Source organism: Pseudomonas sp. AC229, from assembly GCF_979254655.1.
Window position 1 is genome coordinate 75,636 of the sequence record NZ_CEEDHK010000003.1, and the last position, 26,777, is coordinate 102,412.

Below are 26,777 nucleotides of genomic sequence, written 5' to 3' on the forward strand. Positions count from 1 at the left end.
TGCGAACGCCTTTCCCGTTGCGTCTGCCTGAGGAGTTGAACGTGCAGCAAGTTCAAGGCTATTTCGATATCAAGTTTGAACAGGTGAAAGACGCCTTCGCGGCGCTGTTCACCGACCCGCAGGAGCGCGGTGGCGCCCTGTGTATTCAGATCGACGGCGAAACCGTGATCGACATCTGGTGCGGTACCGCCGACAAAGCCGGCGAGCAAGCCTGGAACACCGACACCATCGCCAACCTGTTTTCCTGCACCAAAACCTTTACCGCCGTTGCCGCGCTGCAGCTAGTGGGCGAGGGCAAGCTTTCGCTCGACGCCCCCGTGGCCACGGTGTGGCCTGAGTTTGCTGCCGCCGGCAAAGAACACATCACCTTGCGCCAACTGCTCAGCCACCGCGCCGGCTTGCCGGCGGTGCGCGAGATGCTGCCTGCGCAAGCGCTGTATGAATGGGACACCATGACCGCTGCCCTGGCCGCTGAAGCGCCCTGGTGGACGCCGGGCGAAGGCCACGGCTACGCCGCCATTACCTACGGTTGGCTGGTGGGCGAACTGTTGCGTCGGGTGGAAGGAAAAGGGCCGGGGGACTCGATTGTCGCCCGCATCGCCAAGCCGCTTGGCCTGGACTTCCACGTCGGCCTGGCCGATGAGGAGTTCTACCGCGTTGCGGAAATTTCCCGCGCCAAGGGCAACGTTGGCGACGCCTCGGCGCAGCGCTTGCTGAAAACCATGATGAGCGAGCCGGCGTCCATGACCACGCGCGCGTTTGCCAATCCACCGTCGATCATGACCAGCACCAACAAGCCGGAATGGCGCCGCATGCAACAGCCGGCCGCCAACGGTCACGGCAACGCCCGCAGCCTGGCCGGCTTCTACAGCGGTTTGCTCGATGGCCGCTTGCTCGACAGCGAATTGCTCGCCGAACTGACCCGCGAACACAGCGTGGGCGAGGACAAAACCCTGCTCACGCAAACGCGCTTCGGCCTGGGCTGCATGCTCGACCAACCGGATGTGCCGAACGCCACCTACGGCCTGGGCCCACGTGCCTTTGGTCATCCCGGCGCGGGAGGTTCTATCGGCTTTGCCGATCCTGCGTGTAAGGTTGCTTTCGGCTTCGTCACCAATTCCCTCGGGCCTTACGTCTTGATGGACCCACGGGCGCAGAAGTTGGCGCGCACGCTGGGTGAGTGCTTGTAGTTTTACCCCGTTGCACAGGCTGTTAAACGAAGCTGCTTACAGTGGGGGCGTGCCCTGTCAGGGAGGAGTGGGCTCGTCAATTGTGATCACCTTTGCCGCTGCACCGTTGCCATGGCTGTCCGCTAGAAACAGCCAGCTACGCGAGCCAGTCCGGCCATAGCGCTCTCCAAAGCAGAAAGCGTGGGCTGTGCGGTTCTTGAGTTTATTTTTTTGTGTTTTTTGAGGTTCCAATGTTTCCTACCAAGTCTGCTGCTGCTCTGGCGCTGTGCGCCGCTCTCGCTGGTTGTGCTTCTTCCCCTGAAAACGCCGACAAACCGTCCCCTTCTGCCAACGCCACCGTAGCTACCGCTGAAAAGCCTGCCTCGGGCGGTCATTGGTGGTGGCCGTTCGGCGATGACGACAAAGTCAAAAAAGCCGATGCCGTGGTCATGCCCGACCCGAAAATCACCCAGGCCTGGATGGACCAATACGAGCCGCGCCTGCGCACCGCGCTTGAGGGCAGCAAGTTCCAGTTGGAGCGTCGCGAAAACCTGCTGGTGGTTTCAGCGCCGGTGGATTCCTCGTTCAACCCAGACCGCCCAAGCATGCTGATGCCCGTTACGCTGGGGCCAATCAGCCGCGTTGCCAAGCTGGTGGAAAACGACAAGCAAGTCGCCGTGCTGATTCTTGGCCACGCCGATCCGTCGGGCGAAGAAGCGCGTAACCGCGAGCTGAGCCTGGACCGCGCTCGCGCCGTCACCGCCATCTTCCGCCTCAGCGGTTTGAAAAATGATCGCCTGATGGTGCGCGGTTTTGGCTCTGTTCTGCCGCGTGCTGCCAACGACAGCCCGGAAGGCCGCGCCCTGAACCGCCGCGTGGAAATCATGCTGACGCCGCAGGACACCATGAGTGCGCTGCTGGCCAAGTACAACCAGCCAGACCCGGTTCCGGCTGCGCAAACCCTGGTGAAAAACGACCCGATCCCGGCCGTGGCGCCAGCCAAAGCCAAGGGTAAAACCGCCGCTAAGCCAGCCGCCAAAGCTGCTGCCAAACCGGCTGCGAAGAAACCCGCTGCCAAGCCCGCCGTTGCCGCCAAGAAACCGGCCGCCAAACCGGCTGCCAAGGCCGCTGACAAGCCAAGTGCGGCGAAGCCGACCTCGGTCAAAGTGGCGCAAAATAATCCAGGGCAGGCTGCCAGTCCGGACAAGGCCGCTGAGGCGAAGAACTGAGCTGGGTGGTCTGTGTCCGCCGCTTGTTAACACTCAAGGAGCCGCGTGATGACCGCTAATTTGGCCGATATGCGCCGTGACTACACCCGCGACGGGCTCACCGAGGCGCAAGCCCCGGCCGAGCCTGTGGCGTTGTTCCAGCAATGGTTCGCCGATGCGCGCAGCACCGAGCAACTGCCGGTGGAAGCCAACGCCATGACCCTGGCCACCGTCGACGCCGACGGCCGCCCGCATTGCCGGGTGCTGCTGCTTAAAAGCGTCGATGAGCAGGGTTTTACCTTTTTCACCAACTACGAAAGCGCCAAGGGCAAGCAACTGGCGGCGCGTCCGTTCGCCGCCATGACCTTTTTCTGGCCGACCCTTGAGCGTCAGGTGCGCATTGAGGGGCGGGTGGAAAAAGTCAGCGCCGAAGAATCCGATGCCTACTTCCAAGTCCGTCCGCTGGGCAGTCGCCTGGGCGCATGGGCCTCGCCGCAAAGCCGGGTGATTGAAGACCGTGGCGAATTGGAAGCGCTGCTGGCCGAAACCGAACGGCGTTTTCTTGATTCCGCGCCTACCTGCCCGCCGCACTGGGGCGGTTATCGTCTGGTGCCAGAGCGCATCGAGTTTTGGCAGGGCCGCGCCAGCCGTTTGCATGATCGTTTGAACTATCGTCTAGACAACGGCATGTGGTCGCGTGAGCGTTTGGCGCCCTGATTTGGGCCGTTCAGCTCACCGAGGAACTAATCTTGTGCAGCGCCCGTGACATCGCCGTGAGCGGCGCTGTCTAATGGCCTGTCATCTCCCGGAGGTACCGTTATGCGTAAGTCTCTATTGTTAGTCGCGTCGTTCACGGTTGCGGCCCTGGCACTCACCGGTTGCCAGTCCAGTCTGACGGGCGACTCCTACTCGCGTGATGAAGCGCGCACCGTGCAAACCGTACGCATGGGCACTGTTGAATCGCTGCGTCCGGTCAAAATCGAAGGCACTAAAACGCCAATTGGCGCCGGTGCCGGTGCGGTGGTGGGTGGCGTCGCGGGTAGCACCGTCGGCGGCGGTCGCGGCAGCATCGTCGCGGCGGTGATCGGCGCTGTGGCCGGTGGGTTGTTGGGTTCGGTAACTGAAGAAGGCCTGACCCGCGCGCAAGGTGTGGAAATCACCGTTCGCGAAGACGACGGCAGCATGCGCGCCTATGTGCAGGAAGTGCAGGAAAACGAGATTTTCCGCGTCGGCGAGCGTGTTCGCATCATGAGCGTCAACGGCACCAGCCGCGTCGCGCACTGATTGCTGCGGCAATGAAGAGCCGGCCCTTGGGCCGGCTTTTTTGTGGGCGCCCAGATGACGGCCCCTCACCCCAGCCCTCTCCCGTAAACGGGAGAGGGGGCTTGAACGCGAACATCAGGAGCATCGGTGGTCGATTCCCCTCGCCCGTAAACGGGAGAGGGGCTAGGGGAGAGGGCCGCGCCCAACGCTGCTATAGAAGCCGTTTGGGCCGCGAATCCTCCGCCCCACGCTGCAACGTCCGATGCGTCGCCTGCACCAGCCAACAGGCCAAAATAAACGGCGCCGTCAGCTCTGGCAGCGCGAACGCCGCAAAGCCCGGTTGTAACGGCAACGCCAGCAAAATCCCCAGCACGATCACCGCCAGGTTGCGATACACCTGACTCAGCGCCATCCCGACCAACGCGCCGTTATAGCCATACAGCCCATTCAGCGCGTGTTCGGTATTCCAGCCCTGTTGCAGCGCCACGCCGAGCCCCACAGCCGAGCCGGCCACGGCCCACAGCGCCGCCCGCCGGCTGGCGAGAAACAGGCCGATCAACACCATGGCGCCCGCCAGCGGCTCGCCCAGAAAGATCACCTGACCGATGGCCTTTAACAACGCCGCGCCAAGCCCAGGCACGTCCAGCGTGACCACACTCGGCACCGTGGTTTGCAGCGGCGGCGTCAGGGTGTCGGGTAGCAAACTCAGCACCAGCCAGCTCAGCCCCACAAACGGTGCGGTAAAGGCCGGCAACCACTGACGTTGACGGCTGCCGCGCATCAGCCGATTCAGCACCAGGCTTGAAGCGCCAGCGCTGGCGATGATCAGCAACGGCAACAGCGCCGACCAGGCAAAACGGTTGCACAGCATCAAGCCCAGCAGCACGCCGTTATAGGTGTAGAGGCCGGCGTCGATATCGGCGAGCTCATAACCGCGACGGCGCGCAGCCAGCGTGGCAGCGAAACCGCCGAGCAGCGCACCGCCCAGCAAGTGCGGCGCGCCGATCGCAACCGCGAGCAAACACAGCGCGCCGAAGAAGGCGTGCTGTTGCAGAAAGATTTGGCTGCAGCCGTGGAGCAGGGCTTTGCCGTAGGTGAAGTGGGGCATGGTCGTTACGTCAGCCCCTGTAGGAGCGGCTTTAGCCGCGATGCTTTTAAATCAAAAGCATCGCGGCTAATCGGAATGCCGCCCAGCCGCTCCTACAGGGTTCCTTGGCTTAAAAAAAAAGGCGTTCGACGAGGGCACGACGAACGCCAAACTGGCATGAACCAGATGGGATTTTTGCCTTTTCCTGCCCGGCTTCCGGGTCGTCGGCCATGCGGCGTTGAGACCCTGCGTGCGCTGCTCACGTAGTTGACTACGCTGCGCTGCTGCGCAGGGTCTCGCCTTGCCTGGCTCTAGCCCCGAAACCCTCGTTTTTGCGAATAGTCAGGCTCAGAGAAGGGTTTCAATTCTCAAACTGTTGGTCGTCCCCGACTGCCCAAACGGCATCCCCGCCGTAATCACCACCGTATCCCCACGCTTGGCCATGTTGGTCGCCTGGGCGATTTCCAGTGCCGTGCTGGTGATTTCCTCGACCTTGCTGAGCCGCGCATTCACCACGGAGTAAATGCCCCACGCCACGGAGAGACGGCGGGCGGTCTGGATGTTGGGGGTCAGGCTGAGGATTGGCGCTTTCGGCCGCTCGCGGGAGGCGCGCAGGCTGGAGCTGCCGGATTCGGTGTAGTTGACCAACGCGGCCACCGGCAAAATGCCGCTGATGCGGCGAATGGCGCAGCTGATGGCGTCCGAGGCGGTGGCGTCGGCTTGCGGGCGGCTGACGTCGAGCTGGGCCTGGAAGTCCGGGCCGTTTTCAACCTGGCGGATGATTTTGCTCATCATGCTCACGGCTTCGAGCGGGTAATCGCCCGAGGCGGTTTCGGCCGACAGCATGACCGCGTCGGCACCTTCGGCCACGGCGTTGGCGACGTCGGTCACTTCGGCGCGGGTCGGGGCAGGGGAGAAGCGCATCGATTCCAACATCTGCGTGGCCACTACCACCGGTTTACCCAACTGGCGGCAGGTGCGGATGATGTCTTTCTGAATGCGCGGCACGTTCTCGGCTGGCACTTCCACGCCCAGATCGCCACGGGCCACCATGATCGCGTCGCACAGTTGGGCGATGGCTTCGAGGTGTTGCACGGCCGAGGGCTTTTCAATTTTCGCCATCAGAAAAGCTTTGCCCTGAATCAGCTCGCGGGCTTCGACGATGTCTTCCGGGCGCTGCACAAACGACAAGGCCACCCAATCCACGCCCAGTTGCAGGCCGAAGTCGAGGTCGATGCGGTCTTTTTTGGTCAGCGGGCTCAGTTGCAGCACGGCTTCCGGCACGTTCACGCCTTTGCGGTCCGACAGCTCGCCACCCGCGCTCACCAGGGTGTCGACCCCGGTGTTCTGCTTGCGCGTCACTTCCAGACGCAGGCGACCGTCGTCCAGCAGCAAGCTCATGCCTGGCTCCAGCGCCTCGATGATTTCCGGGTGGGGCAGGTTGACCCGGCGCTCATCACCCGGCGTGGTATCCAGATCGAGGCGGAACGCCTGGCCACGGTTCAGGTTGACCTTGCCGGCCGCGAATCGGCCCACGCGCAGCTTCGGCCCTTGCAGGTCCATAAGAATGCCGATCGGCGTGTTCAGCTGGCGCTCCACTTCGCGCACCCATTGATAGCGCTCGGCGTGGTCGGCGTGCTCGCCATGGCTGAAGTTGAGGCGGAACAGGTTGACCCCGGCTTCGACCAGATGCCGCACATCATCGACACCGTGCACGGCCGGGCCGAGGGTGGCGAGAATTTTTACTTTCTTGTCAGCGTTGGGTTTCTTTTCGTTAGGGCTAGGCAGGCTCATTGGGCAGGCTTCTCAAGAATCAGAATGGCGCGAAAATCGTTGACGTTGGTCCGCGTCGGGCCGGTGACGATCAGCTCGTCCAGGGCCGCGAAGTAGCCATAGCCGTTGTTGTTATCCAGCTCATCGCTGGCCGAAAGGTTCAACGCGGCGGCGCGGGCGTAGCTGCTGGGCGTCATCAGTGCGCCGGCATTGTCTTCGGAACCGTCGATGCCGTCGGTGTCGCCAGCCAGGGCATACACGCCGGGCAAGCCTTTGAGGCTTTCGGTCAGGCTCAGCAGAAACTCGGCGTTGCGTCCGCCACGGCCGTCACCGCGCACGGTCACCGTGGTTTCGCCGCCGGAAAGAATCACGCACGGCGGTTTGATTGGCTGGCCGTGCAGTTGAATTTGCCGGGCGATGCCGGCGTGCACCTTGGCCACTTCCCGCGCCTCGCCTTCCAGGTCGCCGAGAATCAGCACCGGCAAACCGGCGGCTTCAACCTTCGTGGCAGCGGCGTCGAGCGACTGCTGGGGCGTGGCGATCAATTGGAAATGGCTGCGCGCCAGGCACGGGTCGCCGGGTTTGACGGTTTCCGATTCCGGGCTGTTCAGCCAGTCGCGCACATTGGCGGGAATCTCGATGTTGTAACGCGCCAGAATCGCCAGCGCCTGCTGCGAAGTGGTGGGGTCGGCCACGGTCGGGCCGGAGGCAATCACCGTGGCTTCGTCGCCTGGCACATCGGAAATCGCGTAGGTGTACACGCTGGCCGGCCATGAAGCTTTTGCCAGGCGTCCGCCCTTGATGGCCGAGAGGTGCTTGCGCACGCAGTTCATCTCGCCAATGGTGGCGCCGGATTTGAGCAGCGCTTTGTTCAGTGCCTGTTTGTCTTGCAGGCTGATGCCGGCAGCGGGCAGGGCCAGCAGCGACGAGCCGCCACCGGACAGCAGGAAGATGACGCGGTCGCTTTCTTGCAGATTGCTCACCAACTCCAGCACACGGCGGGCGACGCGTTCACCGGCGTCGTCCGGCACTGGATGCGCGGCTTCCACCACTTCGATTTTCTGGCAGTTGGCGCCGTGCTCGTAGCGCGTCACCACCAGGCCAGACACCTCGCCCTGCCATTCGCGCTCCACCACTTCGGCCATGGCCGCCGCCGCCTTGCCGGCGCCAATGACAATCACGCGGCCGCTGCGGTCGGCGGGCAGGTGGTCGGCCAATACCTGGCGCGGGTGGGCGGCGTCGATGGCGGTGGCGAACAGGTCGCGCAGCAGACTTTTGGGGTCGAGGTTCATCAGCACTACTCCAACTCGTTTCTTGTTATGCGTGCAGGTCGATTGCAGTCCACAAACCTCGCTGTCCCTTTACGGGCACAAGGGCTGTGGACTGAAATCGACCCACCCGGCTTGCAGGCCGTGACACCGCTTACCGGGCAGGTCGAAAAGGGGCGTGGGTTGGAGCGGTCCGTTGGCGAACCAACGAGCGGGGGCCACGATGAGGATCACCAAGCGGACCGGCCCAACCCACGTATTGCTTAGTCCTTGCGAATCGAGAAGTTGGCCATGTGCTCCAGGCCTTTGATCAGCGCCGAGTGGTCCCAATTGCTGCCACCAATGGCGGCGCAGGTGCTGAACACTTGCTGGGCGTTGGCGGTGTTAGGCAGGTTCAGGCCCAGCTCTTTGGCGCCGGCCAGAGCGAGGTTGAGGTCTTTCTGGTGCAGGCTGATGCGGAAGCCTGGGTCGAAGGTGCCTTTGATCATGCGCTCGCCGTGTACTTCGAGAATTTTCGAGCCGGCGAAACCGCCCATCAGCGCTTCACGCACCTTGGCCGGATCGGCGCCGTTCTTGGCGGCGAACAGCAGGGCTTCGGCAACGGCCTGAATGTTCAGGGCAACGATGATCTGGTTGGCCACTTTGGCGGTCTGACCGTCGCCATTGCCGCCCACGCGGGTGATGTTTTTGCCCATGGCCTGGAACAGTGGCAGTACGCGTTCGAAGGCATTCGGGCAACCGCCGACCATGATCGACAGGGTGGCCGCCTTGGCGCCCACTTCACCGCCAGACACTGGGGCGTCGAGATACGCAGCGCCCGTGGCTTTGATTTTTTCGGCGAAGGCTTTGGTGGCGGTAGGGGAGATCGAGCTCATGTCGATGACCACTTTGCCGGCGCCAACGCCTTCGACCACGCCGTCTTTGCGGAACAGCACGTCTTCAACCTGTGGGGTATCCGGCACCATGATGATGATGAATTCGGATTCCTGCGCCACTTCCTTCGGGTTGGCCAGGCCAACGCCGTTGTCGCCCAGCAGGTCGGCCGGGGCTTTGTCGAAGTGCTCGGAGAAGAACAGGGTGTGACCTGCTTTTTGCAGGTTTTGGGCCATGGGTTTGCCCATGATGCCGGTGCCGATAAAACCGATTTTAGCCATGGGAATGCTCCTTAGATGGCGTTATGAGTCTTGAGCCAGCCGAGGCCGGCGGCGGTGGTGGTGGCAGGCTTGTATTCACAGCCAACCCAGCCCTGATACCCGATGCGGTCCAGGTGCTCGAACAGGAAGCGGTAGTTGATCTCGCCCGTGCCAGGCTCGTTGCGGCCAGGGTTGTCGGCCAACTGCACGTGGTTGATCACGGCCAGGTTGCCTTCCAGGCTGCGGGCCAGGTCACCTTCCATGATTTGCATGTGGTAGATGTCGTACTGCAGGAACAGGTTGCTGCTGGCAACTTTGTCGCGAATGGCCAGCGCCTGCTTGGTGGTGTTCAGGTAGAAGCCAGGAATGTCACGGGTGTTGATCATTTCCATGACCAGCTTGATACCGGCGGCTTGCAGCTTTTCAGCCGCGTACTTGAGGTTGTCTACGAAGGTTTGCTCAACCGTGGCGCAATCCGGACCTTGCGGACGGATGCCGGCCAGGCAGTTGATTTGCGTGTTGCCGAGTACCTTGGCGTAGGCGATGGCTTTGTCTACGCCGGCGCGGAATTCTTCTACGCGGTCCGGGTGGCAGGCGATGCCGCGCTCACCCTTGGCCCAGTCACCGGCCGGCAGGTTGAACAGCACCTGCTCAAGCTTGTGGGTGTTCAGGCGGGCTTTGATTTCTTCAGCGGCAAAGTCGTACGGAAACAGGTATTCAACGCCGCTGAAACCGGCTTGGGCGGCAGCGTCGAAACGGTCCAGGAAGTCCACTTCGGTGAACAACATGGATAGGTTGGCGGCAAAGCGTGGCATGGGGCACTCCTCGTCTGTTTGTCTCCCCTCTCCCGCTTGCGGGAGAGGGGCTGGGGGAGAGGGCTGGGGCAAACACAAAAGCCCCTCTCCCTAACCCTCTCCCGCAAGCGGGCGAGGGGACTGATCGGTGGTTGTTTCGCGGTCGCGCTTGTCTCCCCTCGCCCGCTCGCGGGAGAGGGGCTGGGGGAGAGGGCCGCTTTTAGTCCAGCAACGAAATCGCAGTCGGTGCATCCGAACCGGTCAGCGCCAGGTCTTCGAACTCGTTGACGGCATTGATCTCGGTGCCCATGGAGATGTTGGTCACGCGCTCCAGAATGATTTCCACCACCACCGGAACGCGGTGCTGTGCCATCAACTCTTGCGCTTGACGCAGGGCCGGTTGGATCTCGTTCGGCTCGAACACGCGAATGGCCTTGCAACCCAGGCCTTCGGCGACCGCGACGTGGTCGACGCCGTAACCGTTCAGCTCCGGTGCGTTGATGTTTTCGAAGGCCAGCTGCACGCAGTAGTCCATCTCGAAACCGCGCTGTGCCTGACGGATCAGACCCAGGTAGGAGTTGTTCACCACCACGTGGATGTACGGCAGGTTGAACTGCGCGCCCACGGCCAGCTCTTCGATCATGAACTGGAAGTCATAGTCGCCAGACAGCGCGACAACCTTGCGGCTCGGATCGGCTTTCACCACGCCCAGGGCAGCAGGAATGGTCCAGCCCAGCGGGCCGGCCTGGCCGCAGTTGATCCAGTGACGCGGCTTGTAGACGTGCAGGAACTGCGCGCCGGCAATCTGCGACAACCCGATGGTGCTGACGTAGCAGGTGTCTTTGCCGAAGGCTTCGTTCATTTCTTCGTACACGCGCTGCGGTTTGACCGGCACGTTGTCGAAGTGGGTTTTGCGCTGCAGGGTGCGTTTGCGCTGATGGCAGGAATCCAGCCAGGCGGCACGGTTTTTCAGCTTGCCCGCGGCTTTCCATTCCTTGGCCACGGTGATGAACATATCCAGCGCGGCACCGGCGTCGGAGACGATGCCCAAGTCCGGGTTGAACACGCGACCGATTTGCGTCGGCTCGATATCCACGTGGATAAAGCGGCGACCTTCGGTGTACACATCCACCGAACCGGTGTGGCGGTTAGCCCAACGGTTGCCGATACCGAACACCAGGTCCGATTCCAGCAGCGTGGCGTTGCCGTAGCGGTGCGAGGTTTGCAGACCGACCATGCCGACCATCAGCGGGTGATCGTCTGGAATGGTGCCCCAACCCATGAGGGTCGGAACTACCGGCACACCGACCAATTCGGCGAACTCCACCAGCTTGTCGCTGGCATCGGCGTTGATCACGCCACCGCCGGCTACCAGCAATGGGCGCTCGGCGTCGTTCAGCAGCGCCAGGGCTTTCTCGGCCTGGGCGCGGTTGGCGGCAGGGCGGCTCAGCGGCAGCGGTTGGTAAGCGTCGATATCGAATTCGATTTCGGCCATCTGCACGTCAAACGGCAGGTCGATCAGCACGGGGCCAGGGCGGCCGCTGCGCATTTCATAAAAGGCTTTCTGGAACGCGTACGGCACTTGGCCCGGTTCCATGACGGTGGTTGCCCACTTGGTCACTGGCTTGACGATGCTGGTGATATCGACGGCCTGGAAATCTTCCTTGTGCATACGGGCACGCGGCGCCTGGCCGGTGATGCACAGAATCGGGATGGAGTCGGCGCTGGCGCTGTACAGACCAGTGACCATGTCGGTGCCGGCAGGACCAGAGGTGCCGATGCACACACCGATGTTGCCCGCTTTGGTGCGGGTGTAACCCTCGGCCATGTGCGAAGCGCCTTCCACGTGGCGAGCCAGAACGTGGTCGATGCCGCCGACTTTTTTCAGCGAGGCGTACAGGGGGTTGATGGCGGCGCCGGGAATACCAAACGCGGTGTCGACGCCTTCGCGGCGCATAACGAGGACGGCTGCCTCGATTGCTCTCATTTTGGCCATTTGTTGTGCCTCTTTTGTTCTCAAATTGTATACAACTTGCTGTGGCGGATTCTATTCAGGCCATGACTTTAAGGTCAACATTTTTTCGCAGGCAAAGCGTGGCGAGGCGAAACAGATTTAAAACGCCTGTTTTAGCGCGGGTTTCAGCGGCGGCGTGGGATTGGGTGAAGGTGTATGTATACAAAAGTAGATAAGATTGTATCGATAGCTTGCGTTTTTTGTTTTGGCTGCGATAGTTAAGGCGTCTTTTGATTGCACCGCCGGGCGTGTTTGCTCGTGCCTGCGGTGTGTTCCGTACGCTTTCAATTACAAGAAGGGACTTACCCCATGAGCGCTTTAACCCTGCAACTCGCCACCCAGATCACCGAACAAGCCCAGTCCGCGGGCCGCGCGGCCTCGGCAGCGCCCCTGACCATTGCGGTGCTGGACGCTGGCGGGCATTTGATTTCGCTGCTGCGCGAAGACGGCTCAAGCATGCTTCGCCCGCAAATTGCCATCGGCAAAGCCTGGGGCGCGGTGGCACTCGGCAAGGCGTCGCGCCAAATCGCCAATGACGCGCAGCAACGGCCGAGTTTCATTGCGGCAGTGAACACGCTGGCCCAAGGCAACGTAATTCCCGCGCCCGGCGGCGTGCTGATTCGCGATGCGAACAATCAGGTGATTGGGGCGGTGGGGATTAGTGGGGATACGTCGGACATTGATGAGCAATGTGCCGTGAAGGGGGTGTTGGCGGCGGGGTTGCAGGCGGATATTGGGTAAGGAGGGTATTGGTTGATTAGGGAGCGGTGATTGGTCCGAAACTCTGGATCCCGAATCGTCGGACCGCCGCCTGCGCGGGGATGACGGAGTAATTTCAACGATCACCGTCATTCCCGCGAAAGCGGGAATCCAGAATCTCCGGCCGGGTACAGCACTGGACGTAACCGCAATTAACGTTTGTACAAAAAACCGCCCTTACCCAACCACCTTAACCTTAGCCCCAGCCCCCTCACTCACCTCACACCCCTTAATCACCATCCGAATAATCGTCTCGGCCGCCGCCTCATAGTCGGCGTCGTCGAGCTTGGCTTTACCCGTGACGATGGAAATCTGCCAGTCGAAGTCGGCATAGGTTTGCGTGGCCGCCCAGATGCTGAAGAGCAAATGGTGCGGGTCAACTTTGGCCATCAGGCCCTGGTCGATCCAGGCTTGAATGCAGCTGATGTTGTGCTTGGCCTGGGCGTTCAACTGCGCGGTTTGCTCGGCGGAAAGGTGCGGGGCGCCGTGCATGATTTCGCTGGCGAACACCTTCGAGGCGTAGGCCAGGTCGCGGGAAATGCGGATTTTCGAGCGGATGTAAGCGCGCAATACATCGGCGGGCAGACCGCCTTCGTTGAACGGCTGCGAAGCCTGCAACAACGGTTCGACGATGCTTTCCAGCACTTCGCGGTACAGGTTTTCTTTGGACTTGAAGTAGTAATACACGTTGGGCTTGGGCAAGCCCGCTTTGGCGGCGATGTCGCTGGTCTTGGTAGCGGCGAAGCCTTTGTCGGCGAACTCTTCGCTGGCTGCGCGCAGAATCAACTCTTTGTTGCGCTCACGGATACTGGTCATCTAAAGACTCTTTTGCTGTGGCACCGCATCGATGGGCTTGCTGAGTGGTCGGGCATGGTAGCACCGCGTTTGCGCGAGGCTCAATCATGCACAGGACGTAGGAGCGAGCTTGCTCGCGAACCCTGAAAACGTTGATGTGCGGGAGAACCCATTCGCTACCAAGGTAGCTCCTACAAAAACTCGAACTGACAAATTCTTGTATACGCGATCAGCATTTTTTGAGTACATTTCTGACTTCGTGGTCAGCTATTTCTTCCGTACCTTTTTCGGCTCCCTGAGCAGTTGGAGATCCGTCGTGTCCTTGCCGCATGCACCTGACGCCAGCCTGGTCGATCCCTTTGGACGGCGTATCACTTACCTGCGGTTGTCGGTTACCGACCGCTGCGATTTTCGCTGCACCTACTGCATGAGCGAAGACATGCAGTTCGCCCCGCGCGCGCAAATTCTTACCCTCGAAGAACTGTACGCCGTGGCCGACGCGTTTATCGGCTTGGGCGTTAAACGCATCCGCATCACCGGCGGCGAACCGCTGGTGCGCAAAGGCGTGGTGGGCTTGCTGCAACGCCTGGGCGCGCGCAGCGAGCTGGACGATCTCGCGATCACCACCAATGGTTCGCAGCTCGGCAGCATGGCCGGGCAACTGCGCGACGCCGGGGTCAAGCGCCTGAACATCAGCCTCGACTCGTTGCAGCGCGAGCGTTTTGCCGCCTTCACCCGCCGCGATGCGCTGGACCACGTGCTCGCCGGTATCGAGGCCGCGCGGGCGGCGGGCTTTGCGCGCATCAAGCTCAATTGCGTGGTGCAACGCGGGCGCAACGATGACGAAGTACACGACCTGGTGCAGTTCGCCGTTGAGCGCGGACTGGACGTCAGCTTTATCGAAGAAATGCCGTTGGGCTCGGTTACCAGTCATCAACGCGAGCAGACGTTTTGCTCCAGCGACCAGGTGCGCGCGTTGATCGAACAGCGCTTTGCACTGGTGCGCAGCAGCCGCGTTACCGGCGGGCCGTCGCGCTATTGGCAGGTGGTTGGTAGCGACACGCAGGTCGGCTTTATCTCGCCCCATAGCCACAACTTCTGCGGCGACTGCAACCGCGTGCGCGTGACCGCCGAGGGCAAGCTGGTGCTGTGCCTCGGCCACGAAGGCGCTCTCGATTTGAAAAGCCTGATGCGCGCCCACCCCGGCGACAGCGAGCGCTTGCGTCAGGCGCTGGTTAACGCCCTTCAACTGAAGCCCGAACGCCATCACTTCGACCAAGCCGAGCAGGTGCAAGTGCTGCGGTTTATGAGCATGACTGGCGGTTGAATTGCCCCGTTAGCGACGTCCCCTGTAGGAGCCAGCTTGCTGGCGAATTCGCCAGCAAGCTGGCTCCTACAGGGGAACGTTTTGCATCCTCCACAAAAACAAAAATAGGAAGACCGCTGTGAAACCGAAGTTCGTTTCCCTCGCCCTCACCGCGCTATTGGCCACCACCGCCCACGCCCAAACCTACGTGGTCGGCGTAGAAAACACGCCGTTCTTGCCGCACTACGCCACCGACAAACAGGGCAACTATTCCGGCTTTGCCCGGGAAGTGCTTGACCTGTTTGCCGCCAAAGCCGGCGTGCAGCTGGAGTACCGGCCGTTGCCCGTCGAGCGGTTGCTGCCGGCGTTGCTGCAGGGCGAAGTGGATTTCAAATACCCGGACAACAGCACCTGGGCGCACGAGCAGAAAGCCGGCAAAAACCTGCGCTATAGCCAGGCCGTGGTGAATTACGTCGACGGCGTGTTGGTGCCGCCCAAGCAGCAAGGGCAGGGCGTTGATGCATTGCAACGGTTGGCCATCGTCGACGGCTGGACGCCCTGGGCGTATCAGGCTCGTATCGAGGGCAAGCAGACGCGCCTGATTGAAGGCGAGGATTTGCCCGCGATGATCAAGCTGGCGCTGAAAAAACAAGCCGACGGCGCCTACTTCAACGTGGTGGTCGCCACCTATTACCTCGACAACATTCGCGCCCGTCCCGGTGCGTTGGTGTTCGACTCCAAACTGCCGTTCACGCGCGGCACGTTTCACTTGTCGAGCGGCAAACACCCCGAACTGATTCAGCGCTTCGACCAGTTCCTCGCCGAGCAACACGAGGCTATCGCTGCGCTTAAAGACAAGTACCAGGTCGAGGCCAATCTCGACTCGGAGTTCATGGGGCTGGAGCAGTGGAAAGTCGACTTTCTCAAGCGTCAGAAAGCCAAGCCGGTGGAGTAATCCAACAGCCCTGACAAGCGGTTAGACGCCGCGCCGCGCCTGCGTTTTAGCGCGGTTGTCGGTTGCCGCTTACGCGTACCGGTCGGCGAATGTCCTGAACCTTTACGCAACGGGTCACGTCCATTTTTGCGAGCGGTCGATAAAGCCCAAACGGGCACGTCGGCCAACAACCTGCAGCGTGACGCTGCTCGCCAAAAGAGGATTTTGACCATGGAAAGCAAAGACACTATCTCGGTACTCAACAACCTGATCGAGACCAGCAAAGACGGTGAGAAAGGCTTCCGTGAGTGCGCGAACGACGTTGAAAATGCCGAACTCAAAGGCTTGTTCAGCCAGCGCGCCGCGGAGTGTGCGGCTGCGGCCAGCGAGCTACAGCAACTGGTGCGCAGCCTGGGCGGCGACCCGGAAACCAGCACCAGCACCACAGGTGACCTGCACCGCGGCTGGGTGAACCTGAAAAGCGCACTCACCGGCCATAGCGAAACCGCCATTCTCAACGAATGCGAGCGCGGCGAAGACGTGGCCCTGAAGCACTACAACGAAGCGCTGGAAAAAGAGCTGCCGTCGAACGTACGCAGCATCGTTGAAAAACAACGCCAAGGCGTACAGCGCAACCACGACCAGGTGAAAGCCCTGCGCAACATGGCGCGTGCCAGCTAACACCGGCACAGCAGGTGGTCGTTAACTGGCGCTCATCCGTCGTCGGTTAACGTGAAAAGGGCGGGTCGCTGCATGCGACTCGCCCTTTTTTTAGATCAAAAGCTCGAGGCTAAAGCCTCTCCCACAAGAGCAAAAACGTCCTTGTAGGAGAGGCTTCAGCCTCGAGTTTTTAGCTTTCGGGATGACGAACAACTCTGCCTACCCAGCAGCCGTCCGCCACCCCGAAACCGGTTTAGAAGTGCACTTTCACCAGCAGGCTTGCGGTGTTCTGGTCGGTGCCATCCAAGATCTGGTCGCCGAGGAAACTGTCGTCGTCGATGCCGTACTTGTCTTTCCAGTAGTCGTACTCGATACCGACGTACAGCTGCTTTTCGCCCCAATGCAACGCTTTGCCCAAGTCGTATTTGATCTGTGGGTTGAAGTGCAGGTTGGCGTGGTACGTGCCGCGCGCGTTCTCGTCGTTGTCGACCACCCAGTCCATGAAACCGTCGATCAGGATGTCCGAGCCGCCGACTGGAATGGTGTAGCTCCACGCCGGGGTGATCTGCCAAACGTCATCGCCAGGGCGGTTGCCATCGGTTCGGCGGTTGTAGAAGTTGAGCTGGAAGAAGTCGAAGCCGGGGATGTTCAGGTCGAACGCCGGGCCTACCAGGTACGACTCCACATCGCCTTCGCCGAATTCGTAGGTGAAGGCCAGCAACACATCGTTGACCGGACCGAAGCCAATCTTCTCGCCGGTGATTTTGCTCAGCGAGAAACGCGGGCTGAATTCGCCGTAGTAGGTGTTGTTGCCAACGCCCGAGTCGGCTTTGCCGTTGTAGAAAATCTTGTCGATAAACAGGAAGTTGTCACCGTACTTCCAGCCGTCGGCGTGCTCGAAGGTGACGGTTTGCTGGATTTCAGGGTTGACCTTGAAATCCTGGCCATAGAGGTAGGTCAGGCTGTTGTTCTGCCATTGCAGCAGGTCATCCGCCAACGCAGCCTGGCTACCAGTGAACAGACCGGCAGACAGCGCGAGGCAGTGCGGCAAACGCTTCAGGTTCATGGGGTTTTCCTTGTTGTTTTTAGTGAGGGTAGTGCAGCTCTTGCAGCCCAGACACCGCACAACGCCCGACCCTGGCGAGGTGCGGACGCTGTGCAGCGTTTGAGTTGAACGGGGCGAGGCGGGCGCGTCAGCTTTGCAGGCTGGCTTTGGCCGCACGCGCCTGGTCGAGGGCGATGTCGTCGTCGCTAGGGTTTTGCATCACTTCGACAATCGACGCCTCGGGGTCGAACTCATGCTCGTCCACTTCGTCCAGGTACTCTTCCGGCAGGAAGATATTCAGCAGGATGGCGGCAAAGGCACCGACGGTAATCGGCGATTCGAAGATGTTATGCAGCGCGCTCGGCAACTCGCGCAGCACCTCCGGCACTGCCGCAACACCCAGGCCCAGGCCGAGCGAGATCGACACGATGAGCATGTTGCGACGGTGCAGACCGGCCTCGGAGAGAATCTTGATACCCGCCACCGCCACGGTGCCGAACATGATCAAGGTAGCGCCGCCGAGTACCGGTTTTGGCATCAGCTGCAACACCGCGCCCACTACCGGGAACAAACCCAACAGCACCAGCAGGGCGGCAATGAAGTACGCCACGTAGCGGCTGGCCACGCCGGTTAGCTGGATCACGCCGTTGTTCTGCGCGAACGTCACCATCGGCATGCTGTTGAACACAGCGGCCATCGCCGAGTTGAGGCCGTCGGCAAGCAGGCCCGACTTGATGCGGCGGATATACACCGGACCGCGCACCGGCTGCTGGGAAATCATCGAGTTGGCAGTGAGGTCGCCAGCAGCTTCCAGCGGCGTAATCAGGAAGATCACCGCGACGGGAATAAAGGCATACAGGTCAAACGAGAACCCGTACTTGAACGGCACCGGAATGCTGACGGCGGCGACGTCCGGCATGGCGGCGAAGTCGACCTTGCCCAAAGCCCACGCCACCACAAAGCCGATGCCCAGGCCAATGATAATGGCGGACAGGCGCAGAATCGGAATGTCGAACCGGTTCAACACCACGATGATCGCCAGCACCAGAAAGGCCAGGCCCAGGTTGCTCATGGCGCCGAGGTCTGCTGCACCGAAGCCGCCAGCCATGTCAGTAACGGCCACTTTGATCAGCGACAGGCCCATCAAGGTAATGATGGTGCCGGTCACCACCGGGGTGATCAGCTTGCGCAGCTTGCCAATGAACTGGCTGAGCGTGACTTCGATAAAGGCGGCGAAAAAGCACACGCCGAAAATCGTTGAGAGAATTTCATCGGTGCCGCCACCGCGCGACTTCACCATGAAACCGGCGCTGAGAATCACGCTGATAAAGGCGAAGCTGGTGCCTTGCAAGCACAACAGGCCAGAGCCTACCGGGCCGAAGCGCCGCGCCTGAATGAACGTACCCAGCCCAGAGACGAATAACGCCATGCTGATCAGGTACGGCACTTCACTCTGCAGGCCCAGGGCGCCGCCGATGATCAGGGTGGGGGTGATGATGCCAACGAAGCTGGCGAGAACGTGTTGCAGGGCGGCGAACAACGCGGCACTGAAATGCGGGCGGTCGTTGAGACCGTAGATGAGGTCCGAGCGGGTGGAGCTATCGGGTGTAGTCATAGTTGCGCCTGCCAATTGTTTTTATTCGGTCATGGGCTCACGAGGGTCAGTGACCCTCTGTCCGCCAGGATGAAAAATCTGTCTACCTGGTCAGAATGTGCCGATCATAATCACTTGTGGACAGGATGTGGAACAATTTTATTTAGGATTGTGCACAAAATTGATGGGCGGGCCAAAAGCGCGCGGCTGGCGAAAAGCCATGGTCGAGACGCAAGGAATCGAGGCTAAAGCCTCTCCCACAGTGACCGCTCGGACCTGTAGGAGAGGCTTTAGCCTCGATAAGCAGCGCAGGATTTAGCGGGCCGGGCGGCCCGCAAGTACGCGCAAGATGGCATTGAGCAACACACCATACAGCGGCACGAACAGCAGCAGGCTGATGGTCAGCTTCACGCCATAGTCGACCGTGGCGATTTCCACCCAGTGCTCGGCCATAAACGGGTTGCTGCTGTGCCAGAAGGCGACGGCGAAGAACACGAACGTGTCGAGCAGATTGCCGAAGATGGTCGACACCGTGGGCGCCACCCACCATTGGCGCAGTTGGCGCAAACGGTCGAATACCTGAATGTCGAGAATCTGCCCGAGGGCGTAGGCGAGGAAGCTGGCCAGCGAAATGCGCAGCACGAATTCGTTGAATTCCAGCAGCGCGTTTACGCCGCGAAAGCTGGCTTCCTGAAACAGCACCGAAACGATGTACGAGACCACCAGAGCCGGCACCATCACCTGAGCAATTACCAGGCGCGCCGGGCCTTTGCCGAGCAGGCGCACGGTGAGGTCGGTGGCCAGGAAAATAAACGGGAAACTGAACGCGCCCCACGTCGTGTGCCAGCCGAACAGGGTGATCGGCAGCTGCACCAGGTAGTTGCTGGCAATGATGATGACGATGTGGAACAGCACCAGAAACGTCAGCGCGCCACGCCGACGGTCGGCAGAAATCAGGGACATAAGCAGGACCTTTTTGATCGATGGGGTTAGGGAACCCATGGAAACGGCGCGCATTCTACCTGCTGCGCGCACCGTGTGCTTACTGGCGTCGAACTCGGATGATGGGTGGAGTTATGGCGCCGGAATGTCGGTGTGGTCGACTTCTACCGTGTGGCCAGGACCCAGTTCCATCAGCACGTAAAACTCGCCATCGGGGCGGGGGAAGGTGAAGCTCGAATCCTCGCCCAGCTTGCCGGTGATCAGTGGCTTTTCATCGTAGCCAATCACATCCAGCGCGGCGCCGGGCAGGGCGGTGCCGTCTGACAAACCGCCGTGGCAACGCACTTGCCCGTCGGCCACAGGCTGGCACTGGCAATACAGACCATGGGCTTGCGTGTTGGGGCTGAGGCTAAGTGCAAGGCTGGCGAGTAGCAAAGGCAGGGCGCGGTTCATGGGCGGGCTCCGGGTTGGCGTTCTAGCCAACTCACCAGTGAGGGCGAGGCGGTGGCGAGAGGGATGGCGGTCTGGTGCACGCTGCCGTCCCAGCCTTCGACGGTCAGCCACAACTCGCTGGCGGCCGTGGTGTTGCGCGGCACCACCACTTCGGCCATCAGCCGGTACGGGCTGCCCGACAGCAACGCGCCGGCGGTGCGCAAGCTGCGCGGTTTGCCGATGCGCAAGTAAGCCGCTTTTACCTGCGGCAAGCAGCGCTCACACAGCGCAACGGTGAATTCCTTCATGTTGCCGGCCTGGCCTTCGGCTTCCGGGTCGCCGATGTGCCACTCGGCCACACGGGCAGACCACGGGCCGACGGTGAACTCGCCGATGTCCCGCTCCCCCAGCCCTAATGTGCCGCGAAACATCGCTGCGTTTTGCAAGTAAGCGGGCATGAAACCCAGCGGAATCAACACCAGCAAAATATTCAGATGAAAGCGGTATTTGTGCCACAGGCGCTGCAGGGCTGGTTGGCGGCGTGGCGCAGTGATGGCTTTGTTCATGGCTGCACCTCCGACGCCGGGGTAAGCGTGGCGGCAGCATCCGGACGAACCCGCTGCGTTCGTTTGGCCAGGTTGGCGGTGGCTTGCACGGTGCGTTTACTCCAGATCAGCAAGCCGCTGAGCACCATCATGCTCAGCACCAAACCGAAGAAAAACCAGATCAGTTTGATCCATATCCCGCCGAAATCGCCGGTGTGCAGTGGGCGCATCGACTCGGTGACGAACTCCAGCGCGCTGCGGTCTTGCAGCAAATTGGCACCGGCTACCGCGCCGGTGTACGGGTTGATTTCGGCGGTTTGATACATCAACGGGTACCAGCCGCGCCCGCCCACGCTGTAATGGCTGAACGCGTCTTCGGGCATGGAGATAAAGCTGATGTCGAGGCCGGGAATTTGCGACGCGGCGATGGCGGTGATTTGATCCAGGCCCAATTGCGGCGGCGCCAGGCCGTCTGCGCTCACGGGTATGTCCTGGCGGGAGACAAAAGCGGGCGGGCCTTCGCTCGAGATCGAGATGTGCAAATCGGACAGCAGCGCCTCGATCAGGAACCAGGTGCCGGTGATGGAAATGACCGCGATAAACCAGATCGACCAGATGCCGCTCAGGCGATGGAAGTCGCCCCAGAAAATTCGCGCGCCCTGGTTAAAACGCAGGCGCGGGGTGAAGAAGCCTTTCCAGAAGCGCTTGTACACCACCAGCCCGGTGATCAACGACACCAGCATGGGCAAGCCAAGCAGCGATACCAAATACCAACCCCAGCTATAGCCATTGGTGAACGGCACCAGCCACCAGCCGTGCAGCGCGCGGGTGAAGGCGCTGAAGTCGAACGTCGGGCTGACGCCCTGAATCGCTCCGCTGTAAGGGTTGATATACAAGCGGTAGGTGCCGCCGCCAGGTTCGCTGACCTGAGCGGTAAGGGCGAAATGCGATTCGTCGGGGGTGGCCAACCATTCCACCGCCAGCTCTGGGCGCTCTTTGTGGATGGCGGCTAACACCTGGCCGTAGCTCAACGGCTGGGCGTCGTCGTTCGGTTGGCTGGCGCGGATGTCCGGGTTGGCCAGCCAGACAATTTCCTGACTGACCACCGCCAGCGTGCCGGTGACGCAAACGATCAGCAGGAAAAACCAGATGGGCAGAGCCAGCCAGCTGTGCACGAGAAACCAGGTTTTTGCGCGGGTTTTTTTCGACATAAACAGAAAGGGCTTAACTGGAGGAAAGGACCAGCGCTACACAGCGCTACGAAAACGCAGGGGCGGAAAGTCGTGGTTTCAGACGTCCCTATGTACAAGACGGATAGCGTGGGCAAAACCCGCACCGGCAGATGCAAGAAAATGTGTCCGGCGTGGCGACCCTGGAGCGGGACGGAAAAATTTTCGACCTATCGTCAGAATCTTTTGCGGTTTTTTGCCGGCTCATCCGTCTTGTTAATAAGGCGCCACATTTTTCCACGAGCGCCAGGGTCAAGGAGTGGCACATGAAACGAGTGAACAGACCGAACGAGGGCAGGGTGGCTCTGGCAATGGCGAGTGGATACGACGTGGCGATGTCTTTCAGCAAACGCGAGGTTCAACCATGAACCAACCTCAAATGGCGCGCCTGAGCAGCTTGCCCGCTCAACACAGTAACCAGCGCTTTAAACGCATCCTCGGCGCCGCCGGGCTGAAATGCAGCCAACCGCGACTGAAAATTCTCGACGTGCTGTGTGAAAGCACCGAGCGAGGCCAGACGCTGACCTTGCAGGAAATGCATGCGAGGCTGATCGACGCCGAAGTGCCGATCTCCCAGCTCTGCCTGAGCCAGGCCCTGCGCCGCATGTGGCAGGGCGGGCTGGTGTGTCGCAATGACGAGCACGGGTATGCGCTGGTAGCGGATGCGTTGGATGGTGCGCAGCAGCGCAGGGCGGGGTGAGGGCGTTTCTCGCCTGGGTTTGCTTCGCTTCTATTCGATGTAGCGGCAATCAGATTTTCTGCGGGGAAAGCGCAACCTGCTCAGCCTCCCCGTGTACGCGGGGATCCAGGCTCGATCAAGCGTACCGCAGCGGTGAATTTTTGACCCGTTTTTACTGACACCAGGGTTTAGCGAAACGGGTTGCAAGTACCGTCCGGCTTGCGATTCTGGATTCCCGCGTGCGCGGGGATGACGGCGATACGCAGACAAGCTGAGTACTTTCGAGACCTGGTTGCTCTCAGCGAACAATAAAAAAGGGATGCCAACTGGCATCCCTTTTTTTTACCGCGCTAAATCAGCGCGAAGGCTTAAACGAGCGGTTTGTTCTCGTTCTTGTCTTCTTCTTTCTTGGCGTCGTCTTTCTCGGAAAACTCGGCAACTTCTTCCTGCGCTGCCGGTAGCTCGGCGCTGGTTTCGTCAGCCTGGGTTTCCTCGACGTTGCTGTCAGCAATCACAGCCGGCTCAGCCACGTGCACCGGAGCAGGCTCGGCCGCGTCGTCCTGTTTGGCTTTTTCTTCTTCCACGGTGTGCTCAACATCGGCAATCGCGTGAGCGGTAATGCCAACGGGCTCGGCGGCGGCAACGGCGTCAACCACCGATGCCGATGCTTCTTGAGCTTCCTTAGCCAAGCGCTCGGCTTCACGCTGACGGCGACGCACTTCGCGTGGGTCGTTCGGCGCGCGGCCATTGCTGGTCACGACGGGAGCGGGCTCGGCTACCACTTCGGCAACTACGGCCACTTCCACTGCTTCAACTACAGGAGCCGGAGCGGTTTCAGCTGGAGCAGGAGCAGCCTCGGCGGCCGGAGCAGCTTCAACTACAACCGGTGCTTCGTAAGCCGGTGCTGGAGCGGCAGGCGCTTCGTTGACGCTCGCCTCTACAGACGTGGTGCCTTCAACGGCGCTGGCTTCAACCACGGCGGGTTCAGCTACAACCGGTTCAAATGCAGGCGCTTCAACGACCGCTTCAACCGCAGGTGCTTCAACCACTGCAACAGGTTCGCTGTGCTCGGTCGCGGCGGCTTGCGGCTCGCTTGCAGGCTCAACCGGTGCAGCTTCAGCGGTGTGCTGGTCTGCAACGATTTCGCTGACAGCCACGGCGGCGGCCGCGGCTACGGCAGTGGCCACTTCAGCGGTAGGCGCTTCGGTACGCGGCGCCTCAGCGTTGCCGCTGGCCTCTTCATTACCTTCTTCGCTGCCTTCGATGATGTTGCCGTTGGCATCACGCTGACGCTCACGACGGTTGCTGCGACGGCGCTGACCGCGCGAACGGCGACGTGGACGGTCACCGCCCTCGGCATGTTCCTGGTCGTCGTCGTGCTGCTCGTCGGTGTTCAGCAACTCTTCTTCGCTACCGGCGGCATCAGCAACAGGGCGCAGTTGGCGTTCTTCACGCGGCGCTCGCGGCTGACGCTCTTCGCGCGGTTTGCGCTCCACGCGCTCCTCGCTCGGCGTTTCCTGACCTTGTGCGTCCAACGGCTCACGCAGTTCGCGTTGTGGGCGATCTTCACGTGGGGCGCGGTCTTCACGCGGTGCACGGGGCTCACGCGGTTTGCGCTCTTCACGCGGGGCGCGAGGTGCGCGCTCTTCACGAGGAGCCTGGTCTTCACGGGGTTCGCGCGGCTCGCGGGCTTCACGAGGAGCACGTTCTTCACGCGGTTCGCGCGGTGCACGTTCTTCGCGTGGGCCACGGTCTTCGCGCGGCTTGCGCTCTTCGTCACGACGGCCGCCACGGTTGCGGTTCTGCTGCCGACCGTTACGACGCTCGTCGCTGCGCTGAGGGCGGTCGCCAGTGGTTTTCTTCTCGACAACAACCGGCTTTTCTTCTTCCTTGCCGGCGAACAGGCTGACCAGCGACTTCACCAGGCCACGGAACAGGCTTGGTTCAGCGGCAGGAGCAGGTTGCTCGCTAGCGGCAGGCGTCGGTGCAGCGCGTTGCGGGGTCGCTTTGATGGCGGCTTCCTGGCGAACCAGGGTGCGAGTCGCAGCTGTTTGCGCGACTTCTTCCACTTCAGCGGCAGCCATTTCGTAGCTCGACTGGGAGGTCTGAGCTTCAGGGCTATCGTCACGGATTCGCTGCACTTCGAAGTGCGGCGTTTCCAGATGGTCGTTCGGCAGAATGACGATGCGGGCGCGAGTGCGCAGTTCGATTTTGGTAATCGAGTTGCGCTTCTCGTTAAGCAGGAACGCAGCAACCGGAATCGGCACTTGGGCGCGAACTTCGGCAGTGCGGTCTTTCAGGGCCTCTTCTTCGATCAGACGCAGAATCGCCAGGGACAGGGACTCAACGTCACGGATGATGCCTTGACCGTTGCAACGCGGGCAGACAATACCGCTGCCTTCGGCAAGGGAAGGGCGCAGACGCTGACGGGACATTTCCAGCAGACCGAAGCGCGAGATGCGACCCACTTGAACACGGGCGCGATCTGCTTCGAGGCTTTCGCGGACTTTCTCTTCCACAGCGCGCTGATTTTTCGCAGGCGTCATGTCGATGAAGTCGATAACGATCAGGCCGCCGATATCACGCAGGCGCAGTTGGCGCGCGATTTCTTCAGCAGCTTCAAGGTTGGTTTGCAGCGCGGTTTCTTCGATGTCGCTGCCTTTGGTGGCGCGCGCCGAGTTGATGTCGATGGACACCAGGGCTTCGGTTGGATCGATGACGATGGAGCCGCCGGACGGCAACTTCACTTCACGCTGGAAGGCGGTTTCGATCTGGCTTTCGATCTGGAAACGGTTGAACAGCGGCACGCTGTCTTCGTACAGCTTGATCTTGCTGGCGTACTGCGGCATCACCTGGCGGATGAAGCTGAGGGCTTCTTCCTGGGCTTCGACGCTGTCGACCAATACTTCGCCGATGTCCTGGCGCAGGTAGTCGCGGATGGCGCGAATGATGACGTTGCTTTCTTGATAGATCAGGAATGGAGCGGAGCGGTCCAGCGATGCTTCTTTGATCGCGCTCCACAGTTGCAGCAGGTAATCGAGGTCCCACTGCATTTCTTCGCTGCTGCGGCCCAGGCCGGCAGTGCGCACGATCAGACCCATGTCGCTTGGCGCGACCAGACCATTCAAGGCTTCACGCAGCTCGTTACGCTCTTCGCCTTCGATGCGGCGCGAGATGCCACCGGCACGCGGGTTGTTAGGCATCAGAACCAGATAACGACCGGCCAGACTGATAAACGTAGTGAGGGCGGCGCCCTTGTTACCACGTTCTTCTTTTTCAACTTGAACGATAACTTCCTGACCTTCGCTCAACACTTCTTTAATGTTGACGCGGCCTTCAGGTGCTTTCTTGAAGTATTCGCGGGAAATTTCTTTGAGGGGCAAGAAGCCGTGGCGTTCGGAGCCGAAATCAACAAAAGCGGCTTCAAGGCTAGGTTCGATGCGGGTGATTTTGCCTTTGTAGATGTTGGCCTTTTTCTGCTCACGAGCGCCCGATTCAATATCGAGGTCGTAGAGTTTCTGACCATCTACCAGTGCGACACGCAACTCTTCAGGTTGAGTCGCGTTAATCAGCATTCTTTTCATGTAGTACCGTCGGTTTCCGGGCTGCCGGAAACGGCGTTCGGCACACACGACTCTCAGGGTCGGTGTCAGGGCTCGTCAGAAACGGTTGTAAGTCGTTCCATGTCTAACAACGCCGGCCAACGGGGCCGGGGTGGCGACAGACGTCTCCTGCTTGCTGTTGTGAAACAAGCACTTGGTCAGGAGGAGGAATCAACCATCGGTAGCGGACGAAATAACACGTCTTCTAAAGCTACGCAGTCCGAGGTTGTGCATCTCCACCCTACACGTATCGCTGAAAATCGGGTGCCGCTCGCAGAATCTGCAGCGGGTTGGCATTTACCGCTAACTTCCCCGAGGGCAGTTAGCGCGTCATGGCTCAAGGCGTTATTTCCGGAATATTCGTGGCCCTTTTCAGCCATCTATCTTTGAATATTCCGTGGGACGGCCTTACGTCCAGAATTACGTTGCACACGGGAGGGGCTTGCAAAGGTGGGCAAACATCCGCAACCGGGCCGCTTTTGGCGGCGTTCGGGACTATAGCAGCAATGATTAAGTGCTTCAAATCAATAAAAAATTGTTATGATC

General features: G+C 60.8%; 23 protein-coding genes. 9 read left to right on the forward strand and 14 right to left on the reverse strand.

Annotation, left to right across the window (positions count from 1 at the left end):
• The first annotated feature begins 41 nt into the window (after window positions 1-41).
• From AC0IW7_RS05215 to AC0IW7_RS05230, 4 genes are all read left to right on the forward strand, one after another.
• Window positions 42-1,190 carry a serine hydrolase domain-containing protein gene (locus AC0IW7_RS05215; protein WP_471816232.1) on the forward strand — a complete coding sequence of 383 codons (1,149 nt, stop codon included), beginning with the start codon at window positions 42-44 and terminating at the stop codon, window positions 1,188-1,190.
• A gap of 230 nt (window positions 1,191-1,420) precedes the next feature.
• Window positions 1,421-2,398 (forward strand): OmpA family protein, encoded by a 978-nt coding sequence (locus AC0IW7_RS05220; RefSeq protein WP_471816233.1) that lies wholly within the window; start codon window positions 1,421-1,423, stop codon window positions 2,396-2,398.
• A 48-nt stretch (window positions 2,399-2,446) separates the two neighbouring features.
• Window positions 2,447-3,094, forward strand: a complete 648-nt coding sequence (gene pdxH / locus AC0IW7_RS05225) for a pyridoxamine 5'-phosphate oxidase (protein ID WP_463382200.1) — start codon at window positions 2,447-2,449, stop codon at window positions 3,092-3,094.
• A gap of 102 nt (window positions 3,095-3,196) precedes the next feature.
• Window positions 3,197-3,661 (forward strand): glycine zipper 2TM domain-containing protein, encoded by a 465-nt coding sequence (locus AC0IW7_RS05230; RefSeq protein ID WP_122451358.1) that lies wholly within the window; start codon window positions 3,197-3,199, stop codon window positions 3,659-3,661.
• Between the two features lie 190 nt (window positions 3,662-3,851).
• On the opposite strand, the gene AC0IW7_RS05235 is transcribed toward AC0IW7_RS05230, so the two are convergent.
• The 6 genes from AC0IW7_RS05235 to gcl all read right to left on the reverse strand — a co-directional run bounded on the left by AC0IW7_RS05235 (window position 3,852) and on the right by gcl (window position 11,691).
• Entirely contained in the window at window positions 3,852-4,748 is an 897-nt protein-coding gene (locus AC0IW7_RS05235; RefSeq protein ID WP_471816236.1) for an urea transporter, read from the reverse strand.
• Between the two features lie 327 nt (window positions 4,749-5,075).
• Window positions 5,076-6,521 (reverse strand): pyruvate kinase, encoded by a 1,446-nt coding sequence (pyk, locus tag AC0IW7_RS05240; RefSeq protein WP_471816237.1) that lies wholly within the window; start codon window positions 6,519-6,521, stop codon window positions 5,076-5,078.
• A complete protein-coding gene (locus AC0IW7_RS05245; RefSeq protein WP_471816239.1) occupies window positions 6,518-7,792 on the reverse strand; it encodes a glycerate kinase type-2 family protein in 1,275 nt (424 codons plus the stop codon). Before AC0IW7_RS05245 ends, pyk begins: the two co-directional genes overlap by 4 nt.
• A 239-nt stretch (window positions 7,793-8,031) precedes the next feature.
• Window positions 8,032-8,922: a 2-hydroxy-3-oxopropionate reductase gene (locus AC0IW7_RS05250; RefSeq protein WP_122451362.1), complete on the reverse strand. Its 891-nt coding sequence runs from the start codon at window positions 8,920-8,922 to the stop codon at window positions 8,032-8,034.
• Window positions 8,923-8,933: 11 nt separating this feature from the next.
• Entirely contained in the window at window positions 8,934-9,716 is a 783-nt protein-coding gene (hyi, locus tag AC0IW7_RS05255) for a hydroxypyruvate isomerase (protein ID WP_471816240.1), read from the reverse strand.
• Window positions 9,717-9,915: 199 nt separating this feature from the next.
• A complete protein-coding gene (gene gcl / locus AC0IW7_RS05260; RefSeq protein WP_463551817.1) occupies window positions 9,916-11,691 on the reverse strand; it encodes a glyoxylate carboligase in 1,776 nt (591 codons plus the stop codon).
• Window positions 11,692-12,018: 327 nt separating this feature from the next.
• Here gcl and AC0IW7_RS05265 point away from each other — a divergent pair, with 327 nt between their 5' ends.
• A complete protein-coding gene (locus tag AC0IW7_RS05265; protein ID WP_122496786.1) occupies window positions 12,019-12,450 on the forward strand; it encodes a GlcG/HbpS family heme-binding protein in 432 nt (143 codons plus the stop codon).
• A 195-nt stretch (window positions 12,451-12,645) separates the two neighbouring features.
• Here AC0IW7_RS05265 and AC0IW7_RS05270 read toward each other — a convergent pair whose 3' ends face one another.
• On the reverse strand, window positions 12,646-13,284 hold the full coding sequence (locus tag AC0IW7_RS05270) for a TetR/AcrR family transcriptional regulator (protein ID WP_122496788.1): 639 nt from the start codon (window positions 13,282-13,284) through the stop codon (window positions 12,646-12,648).
• A 301-nt stretch (window positions 13,285-13,585) separates the two neighbouring features.
• Here AC0IW7_RS05270 and moaA point away from each other — a divergent pair, with 301 nt between their 5' ends.
• The 3 genes from moaA to AC0IW7_RS05285 all read left to right on the forward strand — a co-directional run bounded on the left by moaA (window position 13,586) and on the right by AC0IW7_RS05285 (window position 16,184).
• Window positions 13,586-14,590: a GTP 3',8-cyclase MoaA gene (gene moaA, locus AC0IW7_RS05275; protein ID WP_471816565.1), complete on the forward strand. Its 1,005-nt coding sequence runs from the start codon at window positions 13,586-13,588 to the stop codon at window positions 14,588-14,590.
• Window positions 14,591-14,708: 118 nt separating this feature from the next.
• Window positions 14,709-15,524, forward strand: coding sequence for a substrate-binding periplasmic protein (locus AC0IW7_RS05280; protein ID WP_471816242.1), 816 nt, complete (start codon window positions 14,709-14,711; stop codon window positions 15,522-15,524).
• Window positions 15,525-15,734: 210 nt separating this feature from the next.
• A complete protein-coding gene (locus AC0IW7_RS05285) occupies window positions 15,735-16,184 on the forward strand; it encodes a PA2169 family four-helix-bundle protein (protein WP_122496790.1) in 450 nt (149 codons plus the stop codon).
• 232 nt (window positions 16,185-16,416) lie between these two features.
• Here AC0IW7_RS05285 and AC0IW7_RS05290 read toward each other — a convergent pair whose 3' ends face one another.
• The 6 genes from AC0IW7_RS05290 to AC0IW7_RS05315 all read right to left on the reverse strand — a co-directional run bounded on the left by AC0IW7_RS05290 (window position 16,417) and on the right by AC0IW7_RS05315 (window position 21,932).
• Window positions 16,417-17,229: an outer membrane protein OmpK gene (locus AC0IW7_RS05290; protein WP_471816244.1), complete on the reverse strand. Its 813-nt coding sequence runs from the start codon at window positions 17,227-17,229 to the stop codon at window positions 16,417-16,419.
• Between the two features lie 127 nt (window positions 17,230-17,356).
• Window positions 17,357-18,823, reverse strand: coding sequence for a nucleobase:cation symporter-2 family protein (locus tag AC0IW7_RS05295; protein WP_471816246.1), 1,467 nt, complete (start codon window positions 18,821-18,823; stop codon window positions 17,357-17,359).
• A gap of 294 nt (window positions 18,824-19,117) precedes the next feature.
• Complete coding sequence (locus tag AC0IW7_RS05300) at window positions 19,118-19,765, reverse strand: 7-cyano-7-deazaguanine/7-aminomethyl-7-deazaguanine transporter (RefSeq protein WP_463382209.1); 648 nt, start codon at window positions 19,763-19,765, stop codon at window positions 19,118-19,120.
• Between the two features lie 111 nt (window positions 19,766-19,876).
• Window positions 19,877-20,197: a hypothetical protein gene (locus AC0IW7_RS05305; RefSeq protein WP_471816248.1), complete on the reverse strand. Its 321-nt coding sequence runs from the start codon at window positions 20,195-20,197 to the stop codon at window positions 19,877-19,879.
• Window positions 20,194-20,742 carry a thiamine pyrophosphate-binding protein gene (locus tag AC0IW7_RS05310; protein WP_471816249.1) on the reverse strand — a complete coding sequence of 183 codons (549 nt, stop codon included), beginning with the start codon at window positions 20,740-20,742 and terminating at the stop codon, window positions 20,194-20,196. Before AC0IW7_RS05310 ends, AC0IW7_RS05305 begins: the two co-directional genes overlap by 4 nt.
• The gene (locus tag AC0IW7_RS05315) at window positions 20,739-21,932 is read right to left on the reverse strand and encodes a PepSY-associated TM helix domain-containing protein (protein ID WP_471816251.1); all 1,194 of its coding nucleotides are present in this window, start codon (window positions 21,930-21,932) and stop codon (window positions 20,739-20,741) included. Before AC0IW7_RS05315 ends, AC0IW7_RS05310 begins: the two co-directional genes overlap by 4 nt.
• A 382-nt stretch (window positions 21,933-22,314) precedes the next feature.
• Between AC0IW7_RS05315 and AC0IW7_RS05320 the strand changes: the two genes are divergently transcribed.
• On the forward strand, window positions 22,315-22,650 hold the full coding sequence (locus AC0IW7_RS05320; RefSeq protein ID WP_463382212.1) for a hypothetical protein: 336 nt from the start codon (window positions 22,315-22,317) through the stop codon (window positions 22,648-22,650).
• Window positions 22,651-22,997: 347 nt separating this feature from the next.
• Here the strand turns inward: AC0IW7_RS05320 and rne are convergent, their stop codons facing one another.
• Window positions 22,998-26,213: a ribonuclease E gene (rne, locus tag AC0IW7_RS05325; RefSeq protein ID WP_471816253.1), complete on the reverse strand. Its 3,216-nt coding sequence runs from the start codon at window positions 26,211-26,213 to the stop codon at window positions 22,998-23,000.
• Between the last annotated feature and the right edge of the window lie 564 nt (window positions 26,214-26,777).